The sequence below is a fragment of the Mycobacterium sp. 852002-10029_SCH5224772 genome (assembly GCF_001667315.1).
In the GTDB taxonomy this organism is placed as follows: Bacteria; Actinomycetota; Actinomycetes; order Mycobacteriales; family Mycobacteriaceae; genus Mycobacterium.
Genome location: NZ_LZHT01000123.1, coordinates 16,278 through 42,217, shown reverse-complemented (window position 1 = coordinate 42,217; position 25,940 = coordinate 16,278). Strand labels below are relative to the sequence as shown.

The 25,940-nt window shown below is 67.6% G+C and carries 27 protein-coding genes; 12 read left to right on the top strand and 15 right to left on the bottom strand.

Translation table 11 applies throughout. The annotated features are described in order from the left end of the window. Positions 1 to 56: 56 nt before the first annotated feature. On the top strand, positions 57 to 446 hold the full coding sequence (locus tag A5775_RS21875) for an MmcQ/YjbR family DNA-binding protein (RefSeq protein WP_067257042.1): 390 nt from the start codon (positions 57 to 59) through the stop codon (positions 444 to 446). 33 nt (positions 447 to 479) lie between these two features. Here the strand turns inward: A5775_RS21875 and A5775_RS21870 are convergent, their stop codons facing one another. Together A5775_RS21870 and aspS are read right to left on the bottom strand one after the other, a co-directional pair. Further along, a complete protein-coding gene (locus A5775_RS21870; RefSeq protein WP_067257027.1) occupies positions 480 to 923 on the bottom strand; it encodes a nitroreductase family deazaflavin-dependent oxidoreductase in 444 nt (147 codons plus the stop codon). Continuing rightward, positions 920 to 2,722, bottom strand: a complete 1,803-nt coding sequence (gene aspS / locus A5775_RS21865; protein WP_197512827.1) for an aspartate--tRNA ligase — start codon at positions 2,720 to 2,722, stop codon at positions 920 to 922. Before aspS ends, A5775_RS21870 begins: the two co-directional genes overlap by 4 nt. A gap of 44 nt (positions 2,723 to 2,766) precedes the next feature. On the opposite strand from aspS, the gene A5775_RS21860 reads away from it, so the two are divergent. Genes A5775_RS21860 through A5775_RS21850 form a run of 3 tightly spaced genes read left to right on the top strand, consistent with a single transcriptional unit; the run spans position 2,767 to position 5,049 of the window. Then, positions 2,767 to 3,654 (top strand): oxidoreductase, encoded by an 888-nt coding sequence (locus tag A5775_RS21860; protein ID WP_197512833.1) that lies wholly within the window; start codon positions 2,767 to 2,769, stop codon positions 3,652 to 3,654. Between the two features lie 9 nt (positions 3,655 to 3,663). Beyond that, positions 3,664 to 4,161 (top strand): SRPBCC family protein, encoded by a 498-nt coding sequence (locus A5775_RS21855; RefSeq protein WP_067257024.1) that lies wholly within the window; start codon positions 3,664 to 3,666, stop codon positions 4,159 to 4,161. A gap of 9 nt (positions 4,162 to 4,170) precedes the next feature. Next, positions 4,171 to 5,049: a neutral zinc metallopeptidase gene (locus A5775_RS21850; RefSeq protein WP_067257018.1), complete on the top strand. Its 879-nt coding sequence runs from the start codon at positions 4,171 to 4,173 to the stop codon at positions 5,047 to 5,049. A 53-nt stretch (positions 5,050 to 5,102) separates the two neighbouring features. Here A5775_RS21850 and A5775_RS21845 read toward each other — a convergent pair whose 3' ends face one another. Beyond that, positions 5,103 to 5,984: a dihydrodipicolinate synthase family protein gene (locus A5775_RS21845; protein ID WP_067257015.1), complete on the bottom strand. Its 882-nt coding sequence runs from the start codon at positions 5,982 to 5,984 to the stop codon at positions 5,103 to 5,105. Positions 5,985 to 6,020: 36 nt separating this feature from the next. After that, positions 6,021 to 6,818 (bottom strand): aldolase, encoded by a 798-nt coding sequence (locus tag A5775_RS21840; protein ID WP_067257013.1) that lies wholly within the window; start codon positions 6,816 to 6,818, stop codon positions 6,021 to 6,023. Positions 6,819 to 6,894: 76 nt separating this feature from the next. Between A5775_RS21840 and A5775_RS21835 the strand changes: the two genes are divergently transcribed. Next, positions 6,895 to 7,419: a helix-turn-helix domain-containing protein gene (locus A5775_RS21835; protein WP_067257011.1), complete on the top strand. Its 525-nt coding sequence runs from the start codon at positions 6,895 to 6,897 to the stop codon at positions 7,417 to 7,419. On the opposite strand, the gene A5775_RS21830 is transcribed toward A5775_RS21835, so the two are convergent. Continuing rightward, positions 7,394 to 7,837 (bottom strand): hypothetical protein, encoded by a 444-nt coding sequence (locus A5775_RS21830; RefSeq protein ID WP_067257009.1) that lies wholly within the window; start codon positions 7,835 to 7,837, stop codon positions 7,394 to 7,396. The two genes, A5775_RS21835 and A5775_RS21830, sit on opposite strands and share 26 nt — an antisense overlap. A 134-nt stretch (positions 7,838 to 7,971) precedes the next feature. Between A5775_RS21830 and A5775_RS21825 the strand changes: the two genes are divergently transcribed. After that, positions 7,972 to 9,552, top strand: a complete 1,581-nt coding sequence (locus A5775_RS21825; RefSeq protein ID WP_067257006.1) for a metallophosphoesterase family protein — start codon at positions 7,972 to 7,974, stop codon at positions 9,550 to 9,552. A gap of 1 nt (position 9,553) precedes the next feature. On the opposite strand, the gene A5775_RS21820 is transcribed toward A5775_RS21825, so the two are convergent. Beyond that, positions 9,554 to 10,582: an Rv2578c family radical SAM protein gene (locus A5775_RS21820; RefSeq protein WP_067257004.1), complete on the bottom strand. Its 1,029-nt coding sequence runs from the start codon at positions 10,580 to 10,582 to the stop codon at positions 9,554 to 9,556. A 167-nt stretch (positions 10,583 to 10,749) separates the two neighbouring features. Here A5775_RS21820 and A5775_RS21815 point away from each other — a divergent pair, with 167 nt between their 5' ends. The 3 genes from A5775_RS21815 (at position 10,750) to A5775_RS21805 (ending at position 11,880) form a co-directional block, all read left to right on the top strand. Further along, positions 10,750 to 11,049 carry a hypothetical protein gene (locus tag A5775_RS21815; protein ID WP_067257002.1) on the top strand — a complete coding sequence of 100 codons (300 nt, stop codon included), beginning with the start codon at positions 10,750 to 10,752 and terminating at the stop codon, positions 11,047 to 11,049. Positions 11,050 to 11,136: 87 nt separating this feature from the next. Continuing rightward, on the top strand, positions 11,137 to 11,631 hold the full coding sequence (locus A5775_RS21810; protein ID WP_067257001.1) for an SRPBCC family protein: 495 nt from the start codon (positions 11,137 to 11,139) through the stop codon (positions 11,629 to 11,631). Positions 11,632 to 11,655: 24 nt separating this feature from the next. Further along, positions 11,656 to 11,880 (top strand): deoxyribodipyrimidine photolyase, encoded by a 225-nt coding sequence (locus A5775_RS21805; protein ID WP_067257000.1) that lies wholly within the window; start codon positions 11,656 to 11,658, stop codon positions 11,878 to 11,880. 40 nt (positions 11,881 to 11,920) lie between these two features. On the opposite strand, the gene A5775_RS21800 is transcribed toward A5775_RS21805, so the two are convergent. Beyond that, entirely contained in the window at positions 11,921 to 12,529 is a 609-nt protein-coding gene (locus tag A5775_RS21800) for an SDR family oxidoreductase (protein WP_197512825.1), read from the bottom strand. A 131-nt stretch (positions 12,530 to 12,660) separates the two neighbouring features. Between A5775_RS21800 and A5775_RS21795 the strand changes: the two genes are divergently transcribed. Beyond that, positions 12,661 to 13,167 (top strand): helix-turn-helix domain-containing protein, encoded by a 507-nt coding sequence (locus A5775_RS21795; protein WP_067256990.1) that lies wholly within the window; start codon positions 12,661 to 12,663, stop codon positions 13,165 to 13,167. Here the strand turns inward: A5775_RS21795 and hisS are convergent. Together hisS and A5775_RS21785 are read right to left on the bottom strand one after the other, a co-directional pair. Beyond that, positions 13,107 to 14,378, bottom strand: a complete 1,272-nt coding sequence (gene hisS / locus A5775_RS21790) for a histidine--tRNA ligase (protein ID WP_067256989.1) — start codon at positions 14,376 to 14,378, stop codon at positions 13,107 to 13,109. The two genes, A5775_RS21795 and hisS, sit on opposite strands and share 61 nt — an antisense overlap. A 3-nt stretch (positions 14,379 to 14,381) precedes the next feature. Continuing rightward, positions 14,382 to 15,047, bottom strand: a complete 666-nt coding sequence (locus A5775_RS21785; protein ID WP_067257040.1) for an MBL fold metallo-hydrolase — start codon at positions 15,045 to 15,047, stop codon at positions 14,382 to 14,384. Positions 15,048 to 15,166: 119 nt separating this feature from the next. On the opposite strand from A5775_RS21785, the gene A5775_RS21780 reads away from it, so the two are divergent. Then, positions 15,167 to 16,066, top strand: coding sequence for a peptidylprolyl isomerase (locus tag A5775_RS21780; protein WP_067256988.1), 900 nt, complete (start codon positions 15,167 to 15,169; stop codon positions 16,064 to 16,066). A gap of 10 nt (positions 16,067 to 16,076) precedes the next feature. On the opposite strand, the gene A5775_RS21775 is transcribed toward A5775_RS21780, so the two are convergent. The 6 genes from A5775_RS21775 to yajC form a co-directional block, all read right to left on the bottom strand. Further along, positions 16,077 to 18,455, bottom strand: a complete 2,379-nt coding sequence (locus A5775_RS21775) for a bifunctional (p)ppGpp synthetase/guanosine-3',5'-bis(diphosphate) 3'-pyrophosphohydrolase (protein WP_067256987.1) — start codon at positions 18,453 to 18,455, stop codon at positions 16,077 to 16,079. Between the two features lie 101 nt (positions 18,456 to 18,556). Continuing rightward, positions 18,557 to 19,114 carry an adenine phosphoribosyltransferase gene (locus tag A5775_RS21770; protein ID WP_067256986.1) on the bottom strand — a complete coding sequence of 186 codons (558 nt, stop codon included), beginning with the start codon at positions 19,112 to 19,114 and terminating at the stop codon, positions 18,557 to 18,559. After that, positions 19,096 to 20,802 carry an ABC transporter substrate-binding protein gene (locus A5775_RS21765; RefSeq protein ID WP_067256984.1) on the bottom strand — a complete coding sequence of 569 codons (1,707 nt, stop codon included), beginning with the start codon at positions 20,800 to 20,802 and terminating at the stop codon, positions 19,096 to 19,098. Before A5775_RS21765 ends, A5775_RS21770 begins: the two co-directional genes overlap by 19 nt. A gap of 5 nt (positions 20,803 to 20,807) precedes the next feature. After that, on the bottom strand, positions 20,808 to 22,106 hold the full coding sequence (gene secF / locus A5775_RS21760; protein ID WP_067257039.1) for a protein translocase subunit SecF: 1,299 nt from the start codon (positions 22,104 to 22,106) through the stop codon (positions 20,808 to 20,810). A gap of 4 nt (positions 22,107 to 22,110) precedes the next feature. Continuing rightward, positions 22,111 to 23,919 carry a protein translocase subunit SecD gene (gene secD, locus A5775_RS21755; RefSeq protein WP_067256982.1) on the bottom strand — a complete coding sequence of 603 codons (1,809 nt, stop codon included), beginning with the start codon at positions 23,917 to 23,919 and terminating at the stop codon, positions 22,111 to 22,113. Positions 23,920 to 24,031: 112 nt separating this feature from the next. Beyond that, the gene (gene yajC, locus A5775_RS21750; protein ID WP_067256979.1) at positions 24,032 to 24,358 is read right to left on the bottom strand and encodes a preprotein translocase subunit YajC; all 327 of its coding nucleotides are present in this window, start codon (positions 24,356 to 24,358) and stop codon (positions 24,032 to 24,034) included. Between the two features lie 211 nt (positions 24,359 to 24,569). On the opposite strand from yajC, the gene gabT reads away from it, so the two are divergent. Then, the gene (gene gabT / locus A5775_RS21745) at positions 24,570 to 25,919 is read left to right on the top strand and encodes a 4-aminobutyrate--2-oxoglutarate transaminase (protein ID WP_067257038.1); all 1,350 of its coding nucleotides are present in this window, start codon (positions 24,570 to 24,572) and stop codon (positions 25,917 to 25,919) included. Positions 25,920 to 25,940 lie beyond the last annotated feature (21 nt).

Here is a 25,940-nt window from a genome sequence, read left to right as displayed (position 1 = left end):
GTCGGCCGTTCGCCGATATGACGGCAACGGCGAAGAAACGGGAGCACAATCGAGTGGTGGCCACGTGGGACGAGGTCGCCCGCATCGTCGGCGAGCTGGCCCTCACCTCCGAGCCGTCACCGCACGACTGGCGGGTCGGCAAGAAGCTGCTGGCCTGGGAGCGGCCGCTGCGGCCCTCGGAACGCGAGGCCCTGGCGCAGGCCGGCCCGGAACCCCCGCGGGGCGACATCCTCGGTGTTCGGGTGTCCGACGAGGGCGTCAAGTTCGCGCTGATCGACGACGAGCCGCAAACGTACTTCACCACCCCGCATTTCGACGGCTATCCCGTGGTGTTGGTCAACCTGGCCGAGATCTCGGTGCGCGACCTCCAGGAGCTCATCACCGAGGCCTGGCTGACGCAGGCGCCGCGGAAACTGGTGCAGGAATTCCTGGCCGAGTCGCGGTGACATTCATGCGTGTCGAAGCTCGATGACCCGTTGCTAGGTCCGGATGAGCTCGAACAGCGGAATCCGCCTGCTGGTCTTGGCCTGGTACTCGGCGAAGCCGGGCGCCGCGGCGGTGACCTTGTCGAAGAGGTCGTCGCGCTCGTCGGTCGGCAGCTCGCGCGCCGTCACGTCGAACGCCGCTATCCCCGGTTCGGCACGGACCTCGACGCGGGCCTTCGGGTTGGCCCGCAGGTTGTGCACCCAGGCCGGGCTGACGGGGGCTCCGGCAAAGGAGCCGATGATGACGAGCTTGCCGTCGATGCGGAAGTAGGCCAGCGGAGACACCCGGGGCTGACCGGACTTGGCTCCGGTCGTGTGCAGCAGCAGCAGGTTGGCGCCCTCGAACTGGCCGCCGACCTTGCCGCCGTGGGCACGGAATTCGTCGGTGATGGCCTTGTTGAACGCGTTGATCGTCTCGGTGTCCGGGGTTTCGGTCATACCCGGTCAACCTTGTCCGGCTTGGCGTCTATTCCGGACTCCTTGCGCTGCTGGGCGGTGATCGGCGCCGGCGCATCGGTGAGCGGGTCGACGCCGCCGCCGGTCTTCGGGAACGCGATCACCTCGCGGATCGAGTCGACCCCGGACAACAGGGCGTTGATGCGGTCCCAGCCGAACGCGATCCCGCCGTGTGGGGGCGCGCCAAAGGTGAACGCCTCCAACAGGAATCCGAACTTTTCTTCGGCCTCGGCGCGGTCCAGGCCCATCACCGCGAACACCCGCTCCTGGATGTCGCGGCGGTGGATACGAATCGAGCCGCCGCCGATCTCGTTGCCGTTGCAGACGATGTCGTAGGCGTCGGCGAGGACGTTGCCGAGATCGGTGTCGGGTGTCCCCAGGGCGTCCTCGTGGCCGGCCTTGGGCGAGGTGAACGCGTGATGCACCGCGGTCCACGCCCCCGAGCCGACGGCCACGTCACCGGCGGCGGTCGCGTCATCTGCGGGCTCGAACAGGGGCGGGTCCACGACCCAGACGAACGCCCAGGCGTCGGGATCGATCATGCCCAGCCGGTGGGCGATCTCACCGCGCGCCGCCCCCAGCAGCGCCCGCGACGGCTTCGGCGGGCCCGCGGAAAAGAAGACGCAATCCCCCGGCTTGGCGCCAACGTGCCCGGCGAGGCCGTCGCGTTCGGCGTCGGACAGGTTCTTGGCGACCGGGCCTCCCAGCGTGCCGTCGTCCGCGATCAGCACGTAGGCCAGCCCGCGGTGGCCGCGCTGCTTGGCCCACTCCTGCCAGCCGTCCAGCGTGCGGCGCGGCTGCGATGCGCCGCCGGGCATCACCACCGCGCCGACGTACGGTGCCTGGAAGACGCGAAATGTGGTGTCTTTGAAGAACTCTGTGCAGTCGACGAGCTCGAGCCCGAAACGCATGTCGGGCTTGTCGGAGCCGAACCGTCGCATCGCCTCGGCGTAGCTGATCCGCGGGATGGGCGTCGGAAGCTCATACCCGATGAGCGCCCACAGCGCCGAGAGGATCTCCTCGGAGATGGCGAGGATGTCCTCGGCGTCCACGAAGCTCATCTCCATGTCGAGCTGAGTGAACTCCGGCTGGCGGTCGGCGCGGAAATCCTCGTCGCGGTAACAGCGGGCGATCTGGTAGTAACGCTCCATCCCGGCCACCATCAGCAGCTGCTTGAACAGCTGCGGGCTCTGCGGCAGGGCGTAGAACGAGCCGGGGTGCAGCCGGGCCGGCACCAGGAAGTCGCGCGCCCCTTCCGGGGTCGAGCGGGTGATCGTCGGCGTTTCGATCTCGACGAAGTCGTGCTGCGCGAGGACGGCCCGCGCGGCGGCATTCACCTTGGAGCGCAAGCGAAGTGCGTCCGCCGGGCCGTCGCGCCGCAGATCCAGGTAACGGTATTTGAGCCGCAGTTCCTCGCCGGCGGGCTCGTCGAGCTGGAAGGGCAGCGGCGCGCTCTCGCCGAGCACGGTCAGCGACGTGGCGTTGACCTCGATCTCGCCGGTGGCGATCTCGGGGTTGGCGTTGCCCTCCGGGCGGATCTCGACCACACCGGAGACCGCGACACAGAACTCGGCGCGCAGCCGGTGCGCCTGGGCCAGCACGTCTTCGGCGCGGAACACCACCTGGGCGATTCCGGAGGCGTCGCGCAGGTCGATGAAGATGACGCCACCGTGGTCGCGGCGGCGGGCCACCCAGCCCGCGAGCGTCACCTGCTGCCCGGCGTCGCTACTTCTCAGCGAACCGGCGGCGTGGCTGCGCAGCACAAAAACACTCCCCTTCACGTTGAACGACTGATCAGTCTAAGGGGCGGTGTAATTTCGCTCCTATCGCCACGAACATCGCCCTCGTCGGTCCCGGCGCCGTCGGTACGACGGCCGCCGCGTTGCTGTATCGGGCCGGACACTCGGTCGAGGTGTGCGGCCGCAGCCCGCGCGAGAGCATCGAACTGCGGCCCGACGGCGCGGACCCGATCGTCGTCCCCGGCCCCGTGCGCACCGACCCCAGCGAGACGCCAGGGCCGGTGGACGTGGTGCTGTTGGCCGTCAAGGCCACCCAGAACGATCAGGCGGCCGCCTGGCTGTCCCGGCTCTGCGATGTGCACACCATCGTGGTGGTGCTGCAAAACGGCGTGGAGCAGGTCGAGCAGGTGCGGCCGCACTGCCCGCAATCCCCCGTCATCCCCGGAATCGTGTGGTATTCGGCCGAAACCCAGCCCGAAGGCTGGGTGCGGTTGCGCGGCGAGCCGGCCCTGGTGCTGCCCAGCGGCCCGTCGGCGGAGGTGATCGCCGAGCTGCTGCGCGGCGCCGGTTGCCGGGTGGACTGCGACCCCGACATCATCACCGCGGCCTGGCACAAGCTGCTCACCAACGCGCTGGCCGGGTTCATGGCGCTGTCGCGGCGCCGGTCCGGGATGTTCCGCCGCGACGACGTCGCCGCGCTGTCGCGCCGCTATGTCGCCGAATGCCTGGCCGTCGCGCGCGCCGAAGGCGCCCGTCTTGCCGACGGCGTCATCGATGAGCTGGTCGACATGTTTCGCAACGTTCCCGAAGACATGAGCACGTCGATCCTGACCGACGCGGAGCATCACCGCCCGATGGAATGGGATATCCGCAACGGGGTGATCGTCCGCAAGGGCCGCGCCCACGGCCTGGCCACACCGATCAGCGACGTCGTGGTGCCCTTACTGGCCGCGGCCAGCGACGGCCCCGGCTAAATTGGTGCCATGTTTCCCTGCGAGCGCGTCGACGTGGACTTCATCGACTCGGCGCCATTTGCCTTCCGCAACAGCGTGGACCTGGCCATCACCCCCGAGCAACTGTTCGAGGTACTCTCCGACGCCGAATCCTGGCCGCGCTGGGCGAAGGTGATCACCAAGGTGACCTGGACCAGCCCCGAGCCGCGCGGAGTAGGTACCACCCGCGTCGTCGAGATGCGCGGCGGCATGGTCGGCAACGAGGAATTCCTTGCGTGGGAACCCTTCACGCACATGGCTTTTCGCTTCAATGAATGCTCGACCAAGTCCGTGGCCGCCTTCGCCGAGGACTACCGGGTCCAGGTCATCCCGGGCGGCTGCCGGCTGACGTGGACCATGGCCCAGAAGCCGGCCGGCCCGGCGAAGCTGGCGATGGTGGTGGTCGGGCCGCTGGTGAACATCGCCCTGCGCCGCTACCTGCGCAACCTGCGCAGCTACACCGACTCCCTTGCGACCCGGCAACGTTAGGAGCGCCTCATGACCTTCAACGAGGGCATGCAGATCGACACCAGCAACGCGTCGTCGTCGGGCGGCGGCGGGATGGGAATGGCCGTCGGGGGCGGCGGGCTCGGGCTGATTATCCTGCTCGGGGCGCTGTTCTTGGGCGTCGATCCGGGCCGCGTCATGAACCAGCCGCAGACGAACACCGGCGGCTATTCGGCACCCGGTTTCGACCTGAGCCAGTGCAAGACGGGTGCGGACGCCAACAAGTACGTGCAGTGCCGCGTGGTCGCCACCGGCAACTCCGTGGACGCGGTGTGGCATCAGCTGATGACGGGTTACACCCGCCCGCATGTCCGGCTGTTCAGCGACCAGGTGAGCACCGGTTGCGGACCGGCCACCACCGACGTCGGGCCGTTCTACTGCCCGATGGACCAGACGGCGTACTTCGACACCAGCTTCTTTCAGGACGTTCTCGTCAGGCAACTTCATTCCAGCAACGGGGCTTTTGCCCAGGAATACGTCGTCGCCCACGAATACGGCCATCACGTGCAACAGCTGCAAGGCAACCTGGGGCGCTCCCAACAGGGAGCCAAGGGTGCCGGCGGCAACGGCGTACGCACCGAGCTGCAGGCCGACTGCTACGCCGGCATCTGGGCGCACTACGCCGCAACGGTCAACCAGAAGGACGGCACGCCATTCCTGAATCCGTTGACCGACGACGACATTCGCGACGCGCTATCGGCCGCCGCATCGGTCGGCGACGACCGCATCCAGAAACAGGCGACCGGGCATGTCAACCGCGAAAGCTGGACCCACGGTTCGGCCGAGCAGCGCCAGCACTGGTTCACCGTGGGCTATCAGACCGGTGACCCGAACCAGTGCGATACCTTCTCCGCACCCGATTTGGGCTAGCCCTACCACGATGCAGCCCGCGCAGCGGGGTGAGGAGGAGTAGGGCAATCGGGTTAAGCCAGCAGGCCTTTCAACTCGGCGCGGCCCTGCTCGTCGAGCGGCAGCAGCGGCGCACGCGGGTCTCCGACCGGGAAGTCGAGCAGCTCCAGGCCGGCCTTCACCGTGGTGGCCAGGCCGCCCGCGACGATGAACTGCAGCAGCGGCTTGAGATCGTCGTAGAGCTTCTGTGCCGTGTCGAGGTCGTTCGCGCGCACCGCCTCGTACAGGTCGATGCACGGCTGCGGCCGCAAACACGGTGCGGCCGTGCACCATCCGGACGCCCCGGCCTTCAGCGCTTCGAGCACCAGCGGGTTGCTGCCGTTGTAGAAGGGCAACCGGTTGCCGGACAGCTCCGCGATGCGCTGCATCCGGGTCAGGTCGCCGGTGGACTCCTTGACCATGGTGACGTTGTCGATGGATTCGAACATGCGCACCAGCAACTCGGGGGGCATGTCGACGCCGCTGGTGGCCGGGTTGTTGTAGGCCATGATCGGGATCGAGATGGCGTCGCTGATGCTGCGGTAGTGCTGGAAGATCTCGCGCTCGGTGAGCTTCCAGTAGGACACGGGCAGGATCATCACGGCGGCGGCCCCGGCCTGCTGCGCGTAGGTGGCGCGCCGAATGGTCTTGGCGGTGGTCACATCTGACACGCCGACGACCACCGGCACCCGACCCGCGACGGTGGCGATGGTGGTGTCGACCACGGTGTCGAATTCGGGCTCGTCGAGATAGGCCAGTTCACCGGTGCTGCCCAAGGGCGCGATGGCATGGACGTCGGCGGACACCAGCCTGTCGACCAGCGCGGCGAGACGTTTCGTGTTGATGCCGTCGCCGGCGAACGGGGTCACCGGGTAGGCGATGATGCCGTGGATCTTGGGCTCAGACGATTGCGCCACAGGCTGGCTCCTCGGATTCGGTTGGCAGATAACGGTTTAGCTGGTCAGCACATCCGGGTGCCGGGCCAGGGCCCGGCGGGCGTAGTACGCGAAGTTGGCGCGGCTGCGCTGCGGCGACAGCGTCCAGTCGTGGGCCTCGCGGGCCAGTTCTTCGGGCAGCTCTTTGACGGTGCCGGCGGCCATGGCGGTCAGCTGCAGTTTGGCGGCGCGCTCGATGAGGATTCCCAACGAGCACGCCTCCTCGATGCTGGCGCCGGCGATGACGTGGCCGTGGTGGGCCAGCAGGATCGCCTTCTTGTCACCGAGGGCGGCGGAGATGATCTCCCCCTCTTCGTTGCCGACCGGCACGCCCGGCCATTTCGCCAGAAACGCGCAGTCACCGTAGAGCGGTGTGGTGTCCATGTGGGACACGATCAGCGGAACTTCCAGCATCGACAGCGCCGCCACATGGAACGCGTGGGTGTGCACGATACATTGCACATCGGGGCGGGCGCGGTAGATCCAGCTGTGAAAACGGTTGGCGGGGTTGGCCATTCCGTCACCATCGAGGACATTGAGGTCCTCGTCGACCAAGAGCAGGTTGGCGTCGGTGATCTCGTCGAAGCCCAGGCCGAGCCGCTGGGTGTAGTAGGTGCCGTCCGCCTCGGCGCGGGCGGTGATCTGGCCGGCCAATCCGGAGTCATGCCCGGCGTCGAACAGGGCGCGGCACGTCAGGGCCAGCTTCTGGCGCGTGCTCAGCTGCGAATCGGTGGTGTCTTTGGTTTGGAATGCCGTCAACTGCTCGGCGGCCCGGCGCATCAAATCGGACTTCGAATCGGTGAACGTGCTGGCCATAACGAGCTCCCTCGGCGCGAACGTATGACACAATAGTATCACTTTAGGAAACCTTGTGTCATGAGAGGGGCCGCCGATGACCGCACTGCTGCGCGCGGTCCGCAAGCAACGCGGCCTGACCCTGGAAGCCCTGGCTCAGCAGACCGGGCTGACCAAGAGCTACCTGTCCAAGATCGAACGCCGCCACAGCACCCCGTCGATCGCGGTGGCCCTCAAGGTCGCCAAGGCCCTGGATGTCGACGTCGGCCGGTTGTTCTCAGACGAGGCCGCGCACGAGAAGATCACCGTCGAACGTGCCGCCGTCGCGCAGGGCGAGCGCTACCGGGTGCTGGCCACGTCGCTGCTGGGAAAATCGATGTCGCCGTTCGTGGTTCGCCCGACGGAGAAGCTGGCCGACGATCCACATCCGGAGCACGACGGCCAGGAATTCATGTTCGTGCACGCCGGGACCGTCGAACTCGACTACGGGGATCAGACGTTCACGCTCGGGCCCGGTGACAGCGCCTATTTCGACGCCTCGATCAGCCACAAGATCCGGGCCGTCGGCGCCGAATCCGCCGAAGTCGTCGTGGTGGCTACCAGGGACGGGTCGAGCAGGTGACGCCGGTGGTGGCGCTCTGGGTCACCACAACCTGGCCGTCCACCGCGATCTGGCACTGAATCTGCGGCGTGTTCGACGCGTCGCAGTCCGGCCAGTGGCATCCGCCGCTGGCGTTGACGAACGCCCACTGGTTGGGGTCCGCCAGCGTGACGTTGTAGACGAGCGGCTGCCCGGCGGCGAACGGCGTTTGCACCGTGTTCAGGAACTGCGACGAGTTCGCGTTGAAGGCCGCCTGGCTGGGCGGATCGCTGTTCATGTACCTGACGTTGCCGGTCAGGTTGCCGGTGGCGGTGACGGTGTACGTCACCTGGTGGCCGGTGGGATCCGCATGGGAGATCGCGGACGTCGCAGTCATCGCGGTGGCCGCGACAAACGTCGCCGCGGCGATTCCCGTGGTCACTATTCGCACGTTCGTCATATCTGAAACGCTACCGAATCCGTTACGGCCGTACCCGGAAAACGGCTTCCAGCACGCAAATCTGTGCCCACGGCATTCGCCCTTCCCGGCGGGGTGTTCACCTTCAGGTTGCTCGGCTCCGGTATGAAGCATGAGTGGGCAACGATTCGGAGCATGCCGGCATCAGCCGCCGCCGGTTACTCACATCGAGCGCGGCCTCCGCCGTTCTCGGCGGCGTCGGGGTGGGTGGCGCCGCGCTGCTGTGGTCGCAGTCCGCGACCTCCCGCGGTCCCGCGGCGTGGCTGCAGCCCGATCGCAACGGGGCACCGCCGGTGGGCGGGCTGCACCTACAGTTCGGGCAGAACGCCGGCACGGAGGTGGTGGTGTCCTGGCACACCACCGACGCCGTGCGCAATCCGCGCGTCATGCTGGGGACGCCGACATCCGGGTTCGGCCGCACCGTGGCCGCCGAGACCCGGACCTACCGGGACGCGAAGTCCAGCACCGAGGTTCGCGTCAACCACGCCCGGCTGACGAACCTCACGCCGGACACCGACTATGTGTACGCCGCGGTGCACGACGGTGCCGAACCGGAAGAGGGAACCGTGCGGACGGCGCCGTCGGGGCGAAAGCCCTTGCGTTTCACCAGCTTCGGCGACCAGTCCACCCCGGCGCTCGCCAAGATGCCCGACGGCCGTTACGCCACCGACAACATCGGCTCACCGGCGGCCGCCGACACCACCATGGCCATCGAGCGCCTCGGCCCGCTGTTCAACCTCGTCAACGGCGACCTGTGCTACGCGAACCTGGCCCAGAACCGGATCCGCACCTGGTCGAACTGGTTCGAGAACAACACCCGCTCGGCGCGCCACCGGCCCTGGATGCCGGCGGCCGGCAATCACGAGAACGAACTGGGTAACGGGCCAATCGGTTACGGCGCCTACCAGACGTACTTCGCGGTGCCCGATTCCGGGTCGAGCCCGCAGACCCGCGGCCTGTGGTATTCGTTCACCGCCGGCTCGGTGCGGGTGATCAGCCTCAACAACGACGACGTGGCCTACCAGGACGGCGGCAACTCCTACGTGCACGGCTACTCTGGCGGAGAGCAAAAACGTTGGCTGGCAGCCGAACTCGCGGCAGCCCGGCGCGATCCGGATATCGACTGGCTGGTCGTGTGCATGCACCAGACGGCGATCTCCACCGCCGACAAGACCAACGGGGCCGACCTGGGCGTGCGTGAGGAATGGCTGCCACTGTTCGACCAGTACCAGGTCGATCTGGTGGTGTGCGGCCACGAACATCACTACGAGCGCTCGCACCCGTTGCGCGGCACGCTGGGGACCGACACCCGAACGCCGATACCCGTCGACACCCGACACGATCTCATCGACTCCACGCGGGGCACGGTGCACCTGGTCATCGGCGGCGGCGGCACCTCGGCGCCGAGCAACGGGATGTTCTTTCCCGAGCCCCGGTGCCGCGTGGTGACCGGCGTGGGGCGATTCGACCCCGCGCTGCGGCGCAAGGTGCCGATCTACGTCCTCGAGGACGCGCCGTGGTCGGCGTTCCGCGACCGCGACAATCCCTACGGTTTCGCGGCTTTCGACGTTGACCCGGGCCGGCCCGGCGGCAACACGTCGATCAAGGCGACGCATTACGCGTTGCGGGGCCCGCTCGGCGAGATGGTCGTGATCGACGAATTCACGCTGACCAAGCCGCGCGGCGACAAGGGCTAGCTCAAAACAACGTCTGCTGTACGGGTTCCGGTGCGCGGGCGGCCGAAACCGCTTGCGAGAACGGGCGGTGATCGCCGGCCAGCCGGTACTTGGCGATCAGCGGGGCGGCCCGCTCGCGCAGCATGTCCCGATAGCCCTGCGGCAGGTAGGCGCCCCGCCGGTACAGCTCCCGATAACGGCCGACCAGTTCGGGATGCGAGCGCCCCAGCCACGCCATGAACCAGCCGCGGGTGGAGCCGCGCAGATGCAGCCCGAAAACCGTCACGCTGCCGGCGCCGGCCGCCGCGATCTGCCCGAGCAGCCCGTCGAGCTGCTCGACGGAATCGGTGAGATGCGGCAGGACCGGCGCGACCATCACATGACAGTCCAGCCCGGCCGCGCGGATCGCGCCGATCAGGCCCAGCCGCGCCTGCGGCGTGGGCGTGCCGGGCTCGACGTCGCGGTGCAGCTCGGCATCCCCCACCGCCAGCGACACCGCGACCGACACCGGGACCTGCGCCGCGGCGTCGGCGATCAGCGGCAGGTCGCGCCGCAACAGTGTGCCCTTGGTCAGGATCGAGAGCGGGGTGCCCGAATCGGCCAGGGCGCCGATGATGCCGGGCATCAATGCGTAGCGCCCCTCGGCCCGCTGGTAGGGGTCGGTGTTGGTGCCCAGGGCTACGGTCTCGCGCTGCCACGACGGCCTCTGCAGCTCCCGGCGCAGCACCTCGACCACGTTGGTCTTGACGACGACCTGGGTGTCAAAGTCGTTGCCGCAGTCCAGCTCCAGGTATTCGTGGGTGGGACGGGCAAAGCAGTACCGGCAGGCGTGCGAGCAACCACGGTAGCTGTTGACGGTGTAGCGAAACGGCAGGGCCGAAGCGTTCGGCACCTTGTTCAGCGCGGACTTGCACAGCACCTCGTGAAAGGTGATCCCCTCGAACTGCGGCGCGCGCACGCTGCGGATGAAGCCGATGCGCTGCAGCCCCGGCAGCGCCCCGTCCTCCACCGGCTTCCCGTTGACCGCGACGGCCTGGTGCGCCCACCGCATCCCGCTATTCGAACATCAGTTCGAGCTCGAGTCAAGTGCCGGCGCAGGCGGGCTTGCCATCTCGACAGCCTCCGTTAGCCCCTTGGGCACCTTCGAAGGTCGGGCTTGTGCCCGGTAGCAAACCAGATTAGTTTCGGTTAACCGATGCGAAGGCGGGGTATTCAGGCATGCGTTTGATCCATGTCGCGGTGGCGGTGGGCATTCCCGTCGTGGTGCTGCTGGGGGCGTCGCCGGCTCGCGCGGAGACCGGCTCCATTGGTTACGCACAATGCGTCGGAGGCGACACGAAACCCCCGCCGCCGGGGGTGAGTGCAGACGTGTGGTTTCCCAGCGTCCATGTGATTGACCGCGACATCATTTCGGGTGTGCCGGCCGCCGAAGTGGTCCAGAGGTTGGTGAACATGGGAGTCAAGCCCGAGGACGCCGTTCGCCGCGTGCAGTGTTATCTGGTCAACTCACCGCACTAGCCCATATACCCTCGGCACCGCACGCCCTCTTCTGGCCCACCGCTAGGCTTCGGATCATCGTCCCTACGTTGGCCGCCGCGAGGAGATATGACCGATCGCATCGAGACCTCCCGCACCATCGCCGCGCCCGCGCAGGCCATCTTCGCCGTGCTGTGTGACCCGCAGGGCCACGTGGCGATCGATTCGTCCGGGATGCTCCAAGACGCCGAAGGCGATCCGGTGCGCGGCGTCGGCGACAACTTCGTCGTGCACATGGACCGCGAGTCCTTGAATGACTTTCCGCAATTGGGCAAATACGACGTCACCGTCGACATCAAGGAGTTCGAGCAGGATCGGCTGATCGCGTGGACGGTCCTCGGCCAGATTCAGCCGCCGATCGGCCATGTGTACGGCTATGCGCTGGCACCCACCGACGACGGCGCCGCCACCGTGGTCACCTCGTTCTACGACTGGTCGGACATCGACCCCAAGTGGCGGGACGCCGGAATCTTCCCGATCCTGTCCGAGGGGGCGCTGCGCGCGACCCTGGGAATTCTCGATCGCACCGTCCGCCGCGGTTATCCGCGTGGAATAGTGCTGTAGGCCCGACAGCTGAAAGGACCCGACATGTTGCATTCGGTGTTTCTGGCGAGTTCGGACCCCGTCGCGGCCGGCCTCATTCTGCGTGGCATCAAAGGGATTTTCGTCGCGATCGGCAGCATCATCGCCGCGATAGTCTGCGGAGTCATCGCCATGATGAAGGGCCGCAATCCACTGGGATGGGGAATCCTTGGGCTGTTCTTCTCCATCCTCACGTTGATCGTGGTGATCGTCATTCCCAGTAAAAAATGACCCGGCCGCGCCGTCCCACACCAGGGCGCTAAACCGCCTTTCACCAGAGGATGACGGGTGTGCGCCGTAACCAGGTGTCGGTCGTCAGTTGCTCGACCACGAACTGAGCGACTTCGGCGCGCGCTATCTTGCCGCCGTTGACGCCTGCGAGGTCGGTGGTGGCCCTGATGCGGCCACGCGGTGCACCGTTGGTGAGCATGGCGGGGCGAACGACAATCCAGTCGAGCGAACTGGCGCGGATCGCGGCTTCTTGGCGCTCCTTGTCCTTGTAGGCGGGGCCGAGCAGCAAGGGCTGGAACAGCCGGTCGAAGACGAAGCCGCCGTGGTTGCGACTATCGCCGACTCCGAGCGCGGAGATGCTGATCAGCCGGCGAACGCCGGCGCGGGTCATCGCCGCGACGAGGGCACGGGTCGCGACGGTCAGCAGGTCGACCTCGCGCACGCCCATACCGGTGCCCAGCGCGCTGACGACGGCATCGCAGCCGTTCAACGCGCGCGCCAGGGTCCCCTCGTCGCGCACATCGCCCTCGATCACCTCGGCTCCTGGCAGATCAGCGCGCGCTTTGGCACGAACCAGCGCCACTACGTAGTGACCGCTCGCAGTGGCGTCGCGGACGATGAGCTGACCGGTTGCGCCGGTTGCGCCCAAAACCAATATCTTCATGCCTTTTCTCCTACCGCTAAATGGTCTATGTTCTAGACCAGGTCTACGATATAGACCATGTGGCTGCGCCATAAGGAGGCAGTTATTTGTAACCAGGTGGGATCGAGGGGACCCGTATGAACTCCGTGAGCTCCGCAGCGAGCGCGAACGAGCGTTTCAGCCGATACCAATCCGAGGACGCCCAGTCGGTAGGACCTGTGTATTGCCCGGTGCGCGACGTGCTCGACCGCATCGGCGACAAATGGAGCATCCTCATGATCATGACCCTCGCGGCGCGACCACAGCGCTTCAGCGAGCTTCACCGAGCTATTCGCGACATCTCCAAGCGCATGCTCACCCAGACCCTGCGCGATTTGGAGCGTGACGGACTGATCACCCGCCATGTCTTTCCCACAAAGCCGCCGAGCGTTGAATATCGCCTTTCCCCGCTCGGCCAATCCCTGCTGGAGCCGATGGCGAGCCTCATCGATTGGGCCGACACCCGTTACTCCGATATCCATGCTGCGCGTGCCCGCTTCGACCGACAGGGGTCGGGGACAGCCGTCACGCCGCCCGAAACGGACTACCGGCCGAGCCGCGCAAGCACCTCGGCGACCACGGCATCCGCCGCGACGGGAACTTGATCCCCGGTACCGAGGTCTTTGACCCCGACGGTCCCGGCCTCGATATCGCGATCGCCGAGCACCAGCGCGATCCGGGCACCGGACCGGTCGGCCGCGCGCATCGCGCCTTTGAGCCCGCGGTCCCCGTAGGCCAGGTCGGCGCGCACACCGGCGGCCCGCAGCCGGCCGGCCAGCACCGCCAGCCGCAGCTTGGCCTGCTCGCTCAGCGGCACCCCGAACACGTCGCAGCGGGTGGTCTCCCCCACGCTCTTGCCCTCGGCCCGCAGCGCCAGCAGGGTGCGGTCCACGCCGAGCCCAAATCCGATGCCGGACAGGTCTTGTCCGCCGAGCTCGCGCATCAGGCCGTCGTAGCGGCCGCCGCCCCCGATGCCCGACTGCGCGCCCAGCCCGTCGTGCACGAACTCGAAGGTGGTCTTGGTGTAGTAGTCCAGCCCGCGCACCATTCGCGGGTTGATGACGTACGGGATCCCGAGCGCGTCCAGATGCGCCAGCACGGTGTCGAAGTGCTGCTTGGCCGCATCGGACAGGTGATCGAGCAGCACTGGGGCATCGGCCGTCATGGCTTTCACCTGTGGCCGCTTGTCGTCGAGCACGCGCAACGGGTTGATCTCGGCCCGCCGTCGCGTCTCCTCATCGAGGTCGAGGCCAAACAGGAAGTCCTGCAACAATTCCCGGTATTGCGGCCGGCAGCTGTCGTCTCCCAGCGAGGTGATCTCCAAGCGGAATCCATCGAGCCCCAGGGCTCGGAACCCGGCGTCGGCGACGGCGATGACCTCGGCATCGAGGGCCGGATCGTCGACGCCGATCGCCTCCACCCCGACCTGCTGCAGCTGGCGATACCGGCCGGCCTGCGGACGTTCGTAGCGGAAAAACGGCCCCGCATAACAGAGTTTGATCGGCAACGCGCCGCGGTCCAGTCCGTGTTCGATCACCGCGCGGACCACGCCGGCGGTTCCCTCGGGCCGCAGCGTCACCGAGCGGTCGCCACGGTCGGCGAACGTGTACATCTCCTTGGACACGACATCGGTGGATTCGCCGACACCGCGGGCGAACAGGGCGGTGTCTTCGAAGATGGGCAGCTCGATGTCCCCGTAACCGGCGCGGCGGGCGGCGCCGAGCAGGCCGTCGCGCACCGCGACGAACTGCGCCGAGTCGGGCGGGACGTAGTCCGGGACCCCCTTGGGCGCCGCGAAGGCTGAGTGATCCGCCACGGGCTACAGGCCTTCGAGGAAGGGGTTGAGGCGGCGCTCGGCGCCGATGGTGGTCGCGTTGCCGTGCCCCGGCAACACCACAGTCGTGTCGTCGAGCACCAGCAGCTTGTCGACGATCGAGGTCAGCAAGTCGCGTCCGCTGCCGCCGAACAGGTCGGTGCGCCCGACCGAACGCTCGAACAGCGTGTCGCCGGTGAACACATAGTCTTTGTCGTCCTTGTCGGACGACACGCGGAACACCACCGATCCGCGGGTGTGCCCGGGGGTGTGATCGACGTTGACCGTCACGCTGCCCAGGTCGAGCTTGTCGCCGTCGCGGTCCAGCTCGACGACCTGCTTGGGCTCCCGCCAGAAAGCGCCCGCCACCATCTGCGCCAGGCGCGGGCCTAGGCCGTAGATCGGGTCTTTGAGCATGAACCTGTCCTCGGGATGGATGTAGGTCGGGCAACCATAGGTGTCGGACACCTTCTGCGCCGACCACATGTGGTCGATGTGCCCGTGGGTCAGCAGCACCGCGGCCGGCGTCAGCCGGTTCTCGTCCAGGATGCGCCGCAGCGGGGCCATCACCCGCTGTCCCGGATCCACGATGACGGCGTCTGTTCCGGGCCGCTCGGCCAGCACGTAGCAGTTGCACTGCAACATGCCCGCGGGAAATCCGGTGATCAACACGGCTCCCATTTTCCCACGGGGCCCACTTGACACGAGTCGCGGCGCCCACATTAGCCTGAGCTGGCCACCCCACGGGTTCAGGGAACTCCGACTTCACCAAGCATGGAGGCAGAGCGGCCGTGCCGACCAACGAACAACGACGTGCCAACGCCAAACGCAAGCTCGAACGCCAGCTGGAGCGCCGCGCGAAGCAAGCCAAGACGCGCCGGATCGTGCTGATCGCGGCCGCCTCGATCGTGGCCGTGGCCGTGGTCGTGGCGGTGGTCCTGACGATCGTCAACACCAAGAACGAACAGAAGAGCAACACCGCGGCGACGAGCAGCACGACAGCCGCCAGCGGGTCCCCGGAGTCCACGACGCCCGCCGGGCCGGCGCCGTCCGCGCCGCCGTTGCCCGCGTTCAAGCCGTCGGCCGAGGTGGGTGCCAACTGTCAGTATCCGCCGTCGCCCGAGCCGGCGGCCAAGGAGGTCAAGCCGCCCCGGACCGGCAAAGTGCCGACCGATCCGGCTCAGGTCAGTGTCAGCATGGTGACCAACGAGGGCCACATCGGTCTGATGCTGGCCAACAACCAATCACCTTGCACGGTCAACAGTTTCGCGAGCCTGATCGGCCAGAAGTACTTCGACAACACCAAGTGCCACCGGCTGACCACCTCGCCGGGGCTGGGCGTGTTGCAGTGTGGTGACCCCAAGGGTGAGGGCACGGGTGGCCCGGGCTATCAATTCGCCAACGAATACCCGACCGACCAGTACCCGCCGAATGACCCCAAGGCGCGGGAGCCCGTCCTCTACCCGCGCGGCACCCTGGCCATGGCCAATGCCGGGCCCGGCACCAACGGCAGCCAATTCTTCATGGTCTACAAGGACTCCCAGCTGCCGCCGCAATACACCGTCTTCGGCACGATTCAGCCCGACGGACTGGCCACCCTGGACAAGATCGCCAAGGCCGGCGTCGCCGGCGGCGGCGAGGACGGGGCACCCGCCACTGAGGTCACCATCACCTCGGTGCTGCTCGACTGACTCAGGCCCCTCAGGCCGCGGACGTCACGCGGTAGACGTCGTAGACGCCCTCGACGTTGCGCACCACGTTCAGAAGATGACCGAGGTGCTTGGGATCACCCATCTCAAAGGTGAACCGGCTGATGGCAACTCGGTCGCCAGAGGTGGTCACCGACGCGGACAGGATGTCGACCTTCTCGTCGGCCAGCACTCGCGTGACGTCCGACAGCAGCCGGTGCCGGTCGAGCGCCTCGACCTGAATGGCCACCAGGAACACCGACGACGGCGACGGCGCCCAATGCACCTCGATGATGCGCTCGGACTGCTGCTGCAACGACGCGGCGTTGGTGCAGTCGGTGCGGTGCACGCTGACTCCGCCGCCGCGGGTGACGAATCCCATGATCTGGTCGCCGGGCACCGGTGTGCAGCATTTCGCCAGCTTGGTCAGCACACCCGGGGCGCCGGGGACCGAGACCCCGACGTCGTCGCTGCTGCGGGGGCGCCGCAGCATGGTCGTCGGGGTGGACCGCTCGGCGAGGTCCTCTTCGGCCTGGTCGATGCCGCCGAGTTCGGCCAGCAGCCGCTGCACGACGTGCCGAGCCGATACGTGCCCCTCACCGATCGCGGTGTAGAGGGCGGACACGTCGGTGTAGTGCAGCTCGCGGGCCACCGCGGCCAGGGTCTCGCCATTGACCAAGCGCTGCAACGGAAGTCCGCCGCGACGTACCTCGCGGGCCATGGCGTCCTTGCCGGAGTCGAGAGCCTCCTCGCGGCGCTCCTTGGCAAACCACTGCCGGATCTTTGCCTTGGCGCGCGGTGAGACGACGAACTGCTGCCAGTCCCGCGACGGCCCGGCATTGGCCGCCTTGGACGTGAAAACCTCGACGACTTCCCCGTTTTCGAGCTTGCGTTCCAGCGCCACCAGCCGCCCGTTGACCCGCGCGCCGATGCAACGGTGGCCGACCTCGGTGTGCACCGCGTAGGCGAAGTCCACCGGCGTGGAGCCGGTCGGCAGGGTGATGACATCACCCTTGGGGGTGAAGACGAAGATTTCTTGTACCGCAAGGTCATACCGCAGCGACTCGAGGAATTCACCCGGGTCGGCGGCCTCCCGTTGCCAGTCGAGCAGCTGGCGCATCCAGGCCATGTCGTCGATCTCGGCGGTGTTGTGGGGATGCGGAACGCCGTTGCGGCCCTTGGTTTCCTTGTAGCGCCAGTGCGCGGCGATACCGTATTCAGCGGTGCGGTGCATGTCGCGGGTGCGGATCTGGATTTCCAGCGGCTTGCCCTCGGGCCCGACGACGGTGGTGTGCAACGATTGGTAGACCCCGTATCGGGGCTGGGCGATGTAGTCCTTGAACCGCCCGGCCATCGGCTGCCACAGCGAATGCACCACGCCCACAGCGGCATAGCAGTCCCGGATCTCGTCGCACAGGATGCGGATGCCGACGAGGTCGTGGATGTCGTCGAAGTCGCGGCCCTTGACGATCATCTTCTGGTAGATCGACCAGTAGTGCTTGGGGCGGCCCTCCACGGTCGCCTTGATCTTCGACGCGCCCAGGGTGTTGACGATCTCGGCGCGAACCTTGGCCAGGTAGGTGTCCCGCGACGGGGCGCGCCCGGCGACCAGCCGGACAATCTCCTCGTATTTCTTGGGATGCAGGATCGCGAACGACAGGTCTTCGAGCTCCCACTTGACACTGGCCATACCCAGCCGATGCGCAAGGGGTGCAATGACTTCCAGCGTCTCGCGGGCCTTGCGCGCCTGCTTCTCCGGCGGCAGGAACCGCATGGTGCGCATGTTGTGCAGCCGGTCGGCCACCTTGATCACCAGCACCCGCGGGTCCCGGGCCATCGCGGTGATCATTTTGCGGATCGTCTCGCCCTCGGCGGCGCTGCCCAGCACCACCCGGTCCAGCTTGGTGACGCCATCGACCAGATGGCCCACCTCTTCACCGAATTCTTCGCTCAAAGCGTCCAGGGTGTACCCGGTGTCCTCGACGGTGTCGTGCAACAGCGCGGCCACCAAAGTCGTGGTGTCCATGCCCAATTCGGCCAGAATGGTGGCGACGGCCAGCGGGTGGGTGATGTAGGGGTCCCCGGAGTGACGCAACTGGGTGGCGTGGCGCTGGTCGGCGACCTCGAAGGCGCGCTGCAGCAGCGACACGTTCGCCTTCGGGTAGATCTCCCGGTGCACCGCCACCAGCGGTTCCAGCACCGGGTTGAGCGTGCTGCGCTGCGCGGTCATCCGCCTGGCCAGCCGGGCCCGGACCCGCCGCGACGCGCTGCTGGACGTCTTCAGGGATTCGGCCGGCGGCTCCGGAACCTCCATCGGCTGCGTGATGGCCGGCGACTCTGTGACTTGAGTGGGCGCGTCGAGCGCTTGCGCCGCGCTGTTGTCATCCGCCACGTTTAGTCACCTCCGATTCCGAGGATATCTCCTCTGGATTCGATTACCCGGCTCCTCCTCACGCCGCTCCGCGGCGCGCATCGTCGCCGGAGGCAGGTGGGTTACTCGCACATCAGGCTGTGCACCGGTACGGGCGCGACCGTTTCGCGGCCGCCCAGCCCGCCGAGTTCGAACAACACCACCGCAGCCACCACGTTCGCCCCGGCGCGCGCGAGCAGGCGCGCCGACGCGGCCAGGGTGCCGCCGGTGGCCAGCACGTCGTCGATGATCACAACGTTGCGTCCGCGCAGGTTGATGCCCTCGGCGGGGATCTCCAACGTCGCGGTGCCGTATTCCAGGTCGTACTGCTCGGCGTGCACGGGTGGCGGCAATTTCCCGGCCTTGCGGACGGCCAACACCCCGGTGTGCAGCCGGTCGGCGACAGCCGCGGCCACCAGAAATCCCCGGGCTTCGATGCCGGCCACCAGATCGGCGCCGGACGCGAGTTCGGCCACCGCGCCGGTGATCGCCGTCATCGCCGTCGCGTCGGCGAACACCGGGGTGAGGTCCTTGAACTGGATCCCCGGCTTGGGAAAGTCGGGCACCTTGCGCGTCAGCGACGCGATGAGCCCCGCCACCGGTGTCCGCCCGCCGACACTCGTCACTGCACCAGGGCCCATCGGTCCATGTTCCAGCCGACGCCCCAACGGGTCGGGTTCTTGCTCACCGCGTACATCTTCTTGGACATCAACAACGTGCGCTGCTGCCGATACAGGGGCAGGGTGGGCATGTCGCCCCACAGTACCGGGGCGGTTTCGGCCAGCAGCCTGACTCGCTCGGCGGCGTCGGCGGACACCGCCAGCGCCCCGATCGCGCTGTCGACCTGCGGATTCGTGTATCCGGACAGGTTGTTGCCGTTGCCGGTGTGCAGGGCGTAGGCATCCAGCGCCGAGGACCCCGTCGAACCGCTGCCGGTGGCGCCGCCGGTGCTGGCCAGCAGCACGTCGATCTTCCCGTCCCGGAGCGCCTGCGGGCCCGGGACGTCCAGGGTGACGCCGGAGACCGTGATCCCGGCCGCGGCGCACGACTTGGTGATGACCCCGACGTTGACCGCGAGCCGCGCGTTAGGCCCCTGGTAGCCGATCCGTACCGTCAGCGGCGCACCGCCCAGCGCGTTGCGCGCGGCGACCGGATCCGCCTTGCTGAACGGGCCGGCCTCGGCGGCCCCGTCGGCCGCCGTCACGGCGTCATCGCCGGCCGGGCTCAGACGTGAATTGGCGATCGGTGTGCCCGCGTCGTGGGCCAACGCGTCGCGCGGCGTGCACAGCGCGACCGCCCGGCGGGCCGTGGGCGCGGAGAGCGGTCCCTGCGGGGCGAAGATCAGCTGCTCGATGCCGTCCGACGGCGCGTCGGAGCGCTCGTAATTGTCGGGTGTGGCCAGCGTTCCCGAGGAACCGGCGGCGACGTCGACCACGTCGACGGTGCGGTTGTTGACCCGGTCCTGGATGTCGGGCCCCTGCGGCCACACCGTGATCCGCTTGGTGATGGCCTTGGGCCCCCACCACCGGTCGTTGGCGACGAGCACCACCGCCCCACCTTCCAGGACGGAGCCGATTTTGTAGGGCCCCGACGACGGGAATCGCTTGTCGAGCACGTCTTTGGGCAGCCCGGGTTTGAGGTCCCAGATGGTGTTCCACAGCTTCGCGATCTGTTGCACCAGCGGCGCGTTGCGGCTGAGCAGCGCCGCGGTCACGTCGACGTTGAGTTGGTCGGCGATGACGTGCGACGGCATCAGGGAGGTCGCGGTGAACAGCTGCACGTAGTCGACGATGCCGCGGTCCGGGACGAACGACACCCGCGCCTTCTTTTGCCCGGGTATGCACTCGACGTTGGCGATGTCGATATAGCCGCCCTGGGTGGCCGCATGGAATTCCGGGAAGCGACCGGACTGGGCCGCCCAGGCGAGGACGATGTCGTCGCAGGTCAACGGCTTGCCATCGGAGTAGACGGCGTTGTCGGCGATCTGATAGTCCAGCACCAGGGGTGTGCCGCCGACCACCGAAACGGTGCCGAAGTCGCGGTCGGCGACGATTTGCCCGTCGGGGCCGTGATAGCTGAACCCCGTGAGCGTGCGGGCGAAGGCCTGTGCCCCGGCCGAGGCGGCGCCGACGACGGTGTTGGTGTTGTAGGTGGTCAGCGGGCCGTCGACCACGTAATCGACCTCGGAGGCGGCGCTACCGGCGCACGCGGTCACCGTGAAGGCCGCGGCCAGCACCACCGCCAGCCCGACGCTGATCCACAGCGCGATGTTCCGCCGGCTGGTTAGCACTCCACGATCGGCCCCAGTTCCCCGGTACCTGGTGGCCATGGTGTCTACCGCCGGCCGACGTTCCGCTTGCCGGTGGGACGCCGCGTCCCGGTCGGCCGCACGGGACGGGCGCCGGGGGCGGGCTTGCTCGGTGCCGGCTTGGACGGCCCTGGCGGCGCCGACGCCGATTCGCCGGCGGTCGCCTTGGCGTCCTCGGCGGCCTGGTCGTCAGCGTCGTTGGTGTCAGAGGCGTTCTCGGCGCCGGCGCGCGAACCGCCGGTGCGCCGCCTCATCACGCGGCGGGTGTGGGTGCGCACCAACTCGGTGCGCTCCCGCATGCTGACCAGCAGCGGCGTGGCGAAGAAGATCGACGAGTAGGTGCCCACGATGATGCCGATCAGCTGCACCAGCGCCAGATCCTTCAGGGTGCCCACACCCAGCAGCCACACCGCCACCACCATCAGCGCCAGCACCGGCAGCACACCGATGAGGCTGGTGTTGATGGAGCGCATGAACGTCTGGTTGATCGCCAGGTTGGCCTCTTCGGCGAAGGTGCGCTTGGGTTTGTGCTGGAAGCCGTGGGTGTTCTCCTCGACCTTGTCGAACACGATGACGGTGTCGTAGAGGGAGAAACCGAGGATCGTCAGCAAGCCGATGACGGTGGCCGGGGTGACCTCGAAACCCACCAGCGAGTACACACCGGCCGTCACGGCGAGGTCGAAGAACATCGCCGCGATCGCAGCCAGGGTCATGTACCGCTCGTAGCGGACCGTGATGTACACGCCGACCAGCGCCAAGAACACCACCAAGGCGATCAGCGCCTTCATGGTGATCTGGTCACCCCAGGTCTCGGAGACCGCCGAGTCGCTGATGGCCTGCTTGCTGGGCTTGCCGTCGGGGCCTTTGGGCCCGAACGCGTCGAACAACGCGTCGCGCAGCTTGGCCGTCTCGTCGTTGGACAGCGTCTCGGAGCGAATCTGCACGGTCGCCGCGGCACCGTTGCCGACGACGACCACCGTTTCGGGATCATTGCCCAGCGTCTTGCGGAACACGTCTTGGACCTGGGAGGTGTGCACCGTGCCGTTCGCCCCGTCGGCGGGCATCGACACCGTGGTGCCACCGTTGAAGTCGATGCCGAAACTGAAGCCCCGCAACGCGATCGACAGGAGCGCGACAGCGACGATCCCGCCGCTGATGCCGAACCACAACCGCCGCCGTCCGACCACCTCGAACGCACCGGTGCCGGTGTAGAGCCGCGACAGGAAGCTGTGGCGCGGCGCTTCGGCCGTGCTGGCAGCGCTGTCAGTCAATTCGGTTGTGCCCTCCGAGGTTTCGGTGATCTCGGTCGCGTCTTTAGAGGCCATCACGCTATCCCCGTCCCGTCTTGACCTGCGACGAACCCCGGCGTTCGCGGGCGACCTGCTGGATCGCGCCCAGGCCGTTGTATGCGGGTTTCGCCAACGTCGGCGACTTGGAGGCCAGGTAGACCAGCGGCCAGGTCACCAGGAACACCACTACCACGTCAAGGATTGTGGTGAGCCCCAACGTGAATGCGAAGCCCTTCACCTGGCCGATCGCCAGCGCGTACAGCACCGCGGCGGCCAGGAAGGTAACCGCGTTGCCCGAGACGATCGTCTTACGCGCCCGCCCCCAGCCTCGAGGCACCGCCGACCGGAACGAACGCCCCTCGCGGATCTCGTCTTTGATGCGCTCGAAGAACACGACGAACGAGTCGGCGGTGGTACCGATACCGATGATCAAACCCGCGATGCCCGCCAGGTCGAGGGTGTAGTTGATCTGCCGGCCCAAGATCACCAGGATCGCGAAAACCATTGCGCCGGAAGCGCCTAGCGACAGCGCCGTCAGCAGTCCCAGCACCCGGTAGTAGAGCAACGAATAGAGCAGGACCAGGACCAAGCCGATCGCACCGGCGATCAGCCCCGCCCGCAGCGAGGTCAATCCCAGTGTCGCCGAGACGGTTTGGGCCTCCGAAGCTTCGAACGACAGCGGCAGCGAACCGTATTTCAGAACGTTGGCCAGCTGCTTGGCGGTAGCCGCGGTGAATGGCGGGTCGCCACCACTGATCTGGGTGCGGCCACCGGGGATGGCCTCTTGGATCATCGGTGCGCTGACGACCTGGGAGTCCAGCGTGAACGCGGTCTGGGTACCGATGTGGGCCGCGGTGAAGTCCGCCCAGGTGTTCGCCGCGGCGGACTTGAACTGAAGGTCGACGACGTAGCCGATACCGCGCTGGTTCTGGCTCGAGGTGGCGTCCTGGATCTGGTCACCGCTGATGATCGACGGGCCCAACAGATAGGCCACCTTGTGGTCGGTCGAGCAGGTGATCAGTGGCTGGGCGGGGTCGTCGTTGCCGGCCAGGATGTCTTCTTTGTCGCAGCGCGTCGCCTGGAACTGTAGGGCCAGGAATTGAATGCCCTGCCGGGTGCTTTGCCGCCACTTCTTCTCGTCGGCGATGCGATCGGCGAGGTCCTTGCGCGGATCCGGCGACGCGGGCTGCTCGGCGGGCGGCGCCTCCCCAGCCGGTGCGCCGGGCGCGGGCGCCGGGGCGGCGGGCACGGGCGCCGGTGCGGGGCTGGGCGTCGGCGGCGGTTCTTGCGGGTAGGGCCGGGGCTGGGCGCCCGGCTTGCCGCCCGGCGCCGGCTGTCCCGCCGGTGGCGGAGCCGGTTGACCTGGAGCCGGTTCACCGGGCGCGGGTTGACCGTTCGGCGCCAGCTGGCCCGGAGCGGGCTGGCCGGGGGCGGGCTGGCGCGGCGCGGGCTTGGGCTCGGCGATCTGGGCCGGCATCGAGTTGAGCACCGGGCGGATGTAGAGCCGGGCCGTCTGGCCCAGGTTGCGGGCCTCGTTGCCGTCGTTCCCGGGGACCGTGATGATCAGGTTGTCGCCGTCGACCACGACCTCCGAACCGGAAACGCCAAGGCCGTTGACCCGGGAACCGATGATCTGCTGCGCCTGCGCCAACGCCTCACGGCTGGGGCGCGAACCGTCCGGGGTGCGCGCGGTCAACGTGACGCGGGTGCCGCCCTGAAGATCGATCCCGAGCTTGGCGGCGGGCCGCTTGTCGCCAGTGAGGAACACCAGCAGGTAGACGCCGATGAGCAATACCAAGAAGACCGACAGGTAGCGGGCAGGGTGCACCGGCGCCGAAGACGATGCCACGTTCCTTCTATCTCCTTGCGAATCGGTTACTTAGCCCGGACAGAGCCTAGAAAAGCCTACGTGGCCCCGAGGAGCCCGTCGTGCAAGCGGTCCTCCCCCGGAGTATTTGGCGTCAGGAATCCTTGGTGACCGAGCTCTGGTCGGCGGACTCGTCGCCATCGACCAGGTCATCGTCGTCCTCGGGCAGGATCCGGTCGCGAATCGCCAGCTTCATCCAGGTGGTCACCACGCCGTCCGCGATCTCGAGGTCCACGGTGTCTTCGGCGATCGCGACGACGGTGGCCTGCAGGCCCGACGTGGTGTACACGTGGTCGCCCGGGCTCAATGATTCGTGCAGATCGATGGTGGCCTGCATCGCGCGCTTCTGGCGCCGCGATGCGAAGTACATGAACCCGCCCATGATGAGCAGGAACGGCAGGAACAGGATCAAACTCTCCATGGGCGCGCCTGTGTCTTTCTTTCTTGCGATTTCGGGGGTGGGTGCCGGGCCGACTCGAGCGTCGCGCACCTCATAACGGTCCAGTGTGCCCGTTCAGTCTGGCAGGTAGCGGGTCGTCGCCGGCCCCCGCGGTGCGCGGAGTGCCCACGGGCGGCAAGCTCGATAGGCTTTCAGCGCGACGTGACACGCGCGCCGCGGGGAGGAGTAAGTGGTGGCCAGCCTCGAGCAGACTCGCCAATTGGTCACCGAGATCCCCGGTCCGGCATCGCTGGAACTGAGCAAACGGCGGGCGGCGGCGGTGTCGCACGCGGTGAACGTCTCCGTCCCGGTCTTCGTGGCGCGCGCCGGCGGCGGCATCATCGAGGACGTCGACGGCAACCGGCTCATCGACCTCGGTTCCGGCATCGCGGTGACGACCATCGGCAACTCGGCGCCCCGGGTGGTCGACGCGGTACGCGCGCAGGTGGCCGAATTCACCCACACCTGCTTCATGGTGACGCCGTACGAGTCCTACGTCGCCGTCGCCGAAACGCTCAACCGGATCACGCCGGGTTCCGGCGAGAAGCGCTCGGCGCTGTTCAATTCCGGCGCTGAGGCCGTCGAGAACGCCGTCAAGATCGCGCGCTCCTACACGCGCAAGTCCGCAGTCGTGGCGTTCAACCACGCCTACCACGGCCGCACCAATCTCACGATGGCGCTGACCGCGAAGTCGATGCCCTATAAGGCGGGTTTCGGCCCGTTCGCGCCGGAGGTCTACCGGGCGCCGCTGTCCTACCCGTATCGAGACGGCCTGATCGACAAGGAACTGGCCACCGACGGGGAAAAGGCCGCCGCACGGGCCATCAAGGTCATCGACAGCCAGATCGGCGCCGACAACCTGGCCGCCCTCCTCATCGAGCCGATCCAGGGCGAAGGCGGCTTCATCGTCCCCGCCGAGGGATTCCTGCCCGCCCTGCTGAACTGGTGCCGCAATAACGACGTGGTGTTCATCGCCGACGAGGTGCAAACCGGTTTCGCGCGCTCGGGCGCCATGTTCGCCTGCGAACACGAAGGCCCGGACGGTCTGGAGCCCGACCTGATCTGCACCGCAAAGGCCATCGCGGACGGGCTGCCCCTGTCGGCGGTCACCGGCCGGGCCCAGATCATGGACGCACCGCAGGTCGGCGGCCTTGGGGGCACCTTCGGCGGAAACCCTCTGGCCTGCGCGGCCGCGCTGGCCACCATCGAGACGATCGAGAGCGACGGGCTCGTCGAACGCGCCCAGCAGCTCGAACGCCTGATCACCGAACCACTGCTGCGGCTGCAGGCCGGCGACGACCGGATCGGCGACGTCCGCGGCCGGGGCGCGATGATCGCCATCGAGTTGGTGAAGTCGGGGACCGCCGAGCCGGACAAGGAGCTCACCCAGAAGCTGACCGTCGCCGCCCAGGCGGCCGGCGTCATCGTCCTGACCTGCGGCATGTTCGGCAACGTCATCCGGTTGTTGCCGCCGCTGACCATCGGCGACGAGCTGCTGGCCGAAGGCATCGACATCCTGAGCGGGCTGTTGCGCGACCTGTAAGAAACCGGTCCTCGTGGGCAA

Excerpts from the sequence above, each read along its gene's own strand:
- A5775_RS21870 (WP_067257027.1), bottom strand. The coding sequence starts at position 923 with ATGACCGAAACCCCGGACACCGAGACGATCAACGCGTTCAACAAGGCC.
- A5775_RS21855 (WP_067257024.1), top strand. The coding sequence starts at position 3,664 with ATGTTTCCCTGCGAGCGCGTCGACGTGGACTTCATCGACTCGGCGCCA.
- A5775_RS21850 (WP_067257018.1), top strand. The coding sequence starts at position 4,171 with ATGACCTTCAACGAGGGCATGCAGATCGACACCAGCAACGCGTCGTCG.
- A5775_RS21840 (WP_067257013.1), bottom strand. The coding sequence starts at position 6,818 with ATGGCCAGCACGTTCACCGATTCGAAGTCCGATTTGATGCGCCGGGCC.
- A5775_RS21835 (WP_067257011.1), top strand. The coding sequence starts at position 6,895 with ATGACCGCACTGCTGCGCGCGGTCCGCAAGCAACGCGGCCTGACCCTG.
- A5775_RS21830 (WP_067257009.1), bottom strand. The coding sequence starts at position 7,837 with ATGACGAACGTGCGAATAGTGACCACGGGAATCGCCGCGGCGACGTTT.
- A5775_RS21820 (WP_067257004.1), bottom strand. The coding sequence starts at position 10,582 with ATGCGGTGGGCGCACCAGGCCGTCGCGGTCAACGGGAAGCCGGTGGAG.
- A5775_RS21815 (WP_067257002.1), top strand. The coding sequence starts at position 10,750 with ATGCGTTTGATCCATGTCGCGGTGGCGGTGGGCATTCCCGTCGTGGTG.
- A5775_RS21810 (WP_067257001.1), top strand. The coding sequence starts at position 11,137 with ATGACCGATCGCATCGAGACCTCCCGCACCATCGCCGCGCCCGCGCAG.
- A5775_RS21805 (WP_067257000.1), top strand. The coding sequence starts at position 11,656 with ATGTTGCATTCGGTGTTTCTGGCGAGTTCGGACCCCGTCGCGGCCGGC.
- A5775_RS21795 (WP_067256990.1), top strand. The coding sequence starts at position 12,661 with ATGAACTCCGTGAGCTCCGCAGCGAGCGCGAACGAGCGTTTCAGCCGA.
- A5775_RS21770 (WP_067256986.1), bottom strand. The coding sequence starts at position 19,114 with ATGGGCCCTGGTGCAGTGACGAGTGTCGGCGGGCGGACACCGGTGGCG.
- A5775_RS21765 (WP_067256984.1), bottom strand. The coding sequence starts at position 20,802 with ATGGCCACCAGGTACCGGGGAACTGGGGCCGATCGTGGAGTGCTAACC.
- secF (WP_067257039.1), bottom strand. The coding sequence starts at position 22,106 with ATGGCCTCTAAAGACGCGACCGAGATCACCGAAACCTCGGAGGGCACA.
- yajC (WP_067256979.1), bottom strand. The coding sequence starts at position 24,358 with ATGGAGAGTTTGATCCTGTTCCTGCCGTTCCTGCTCATCATGGGCGGG.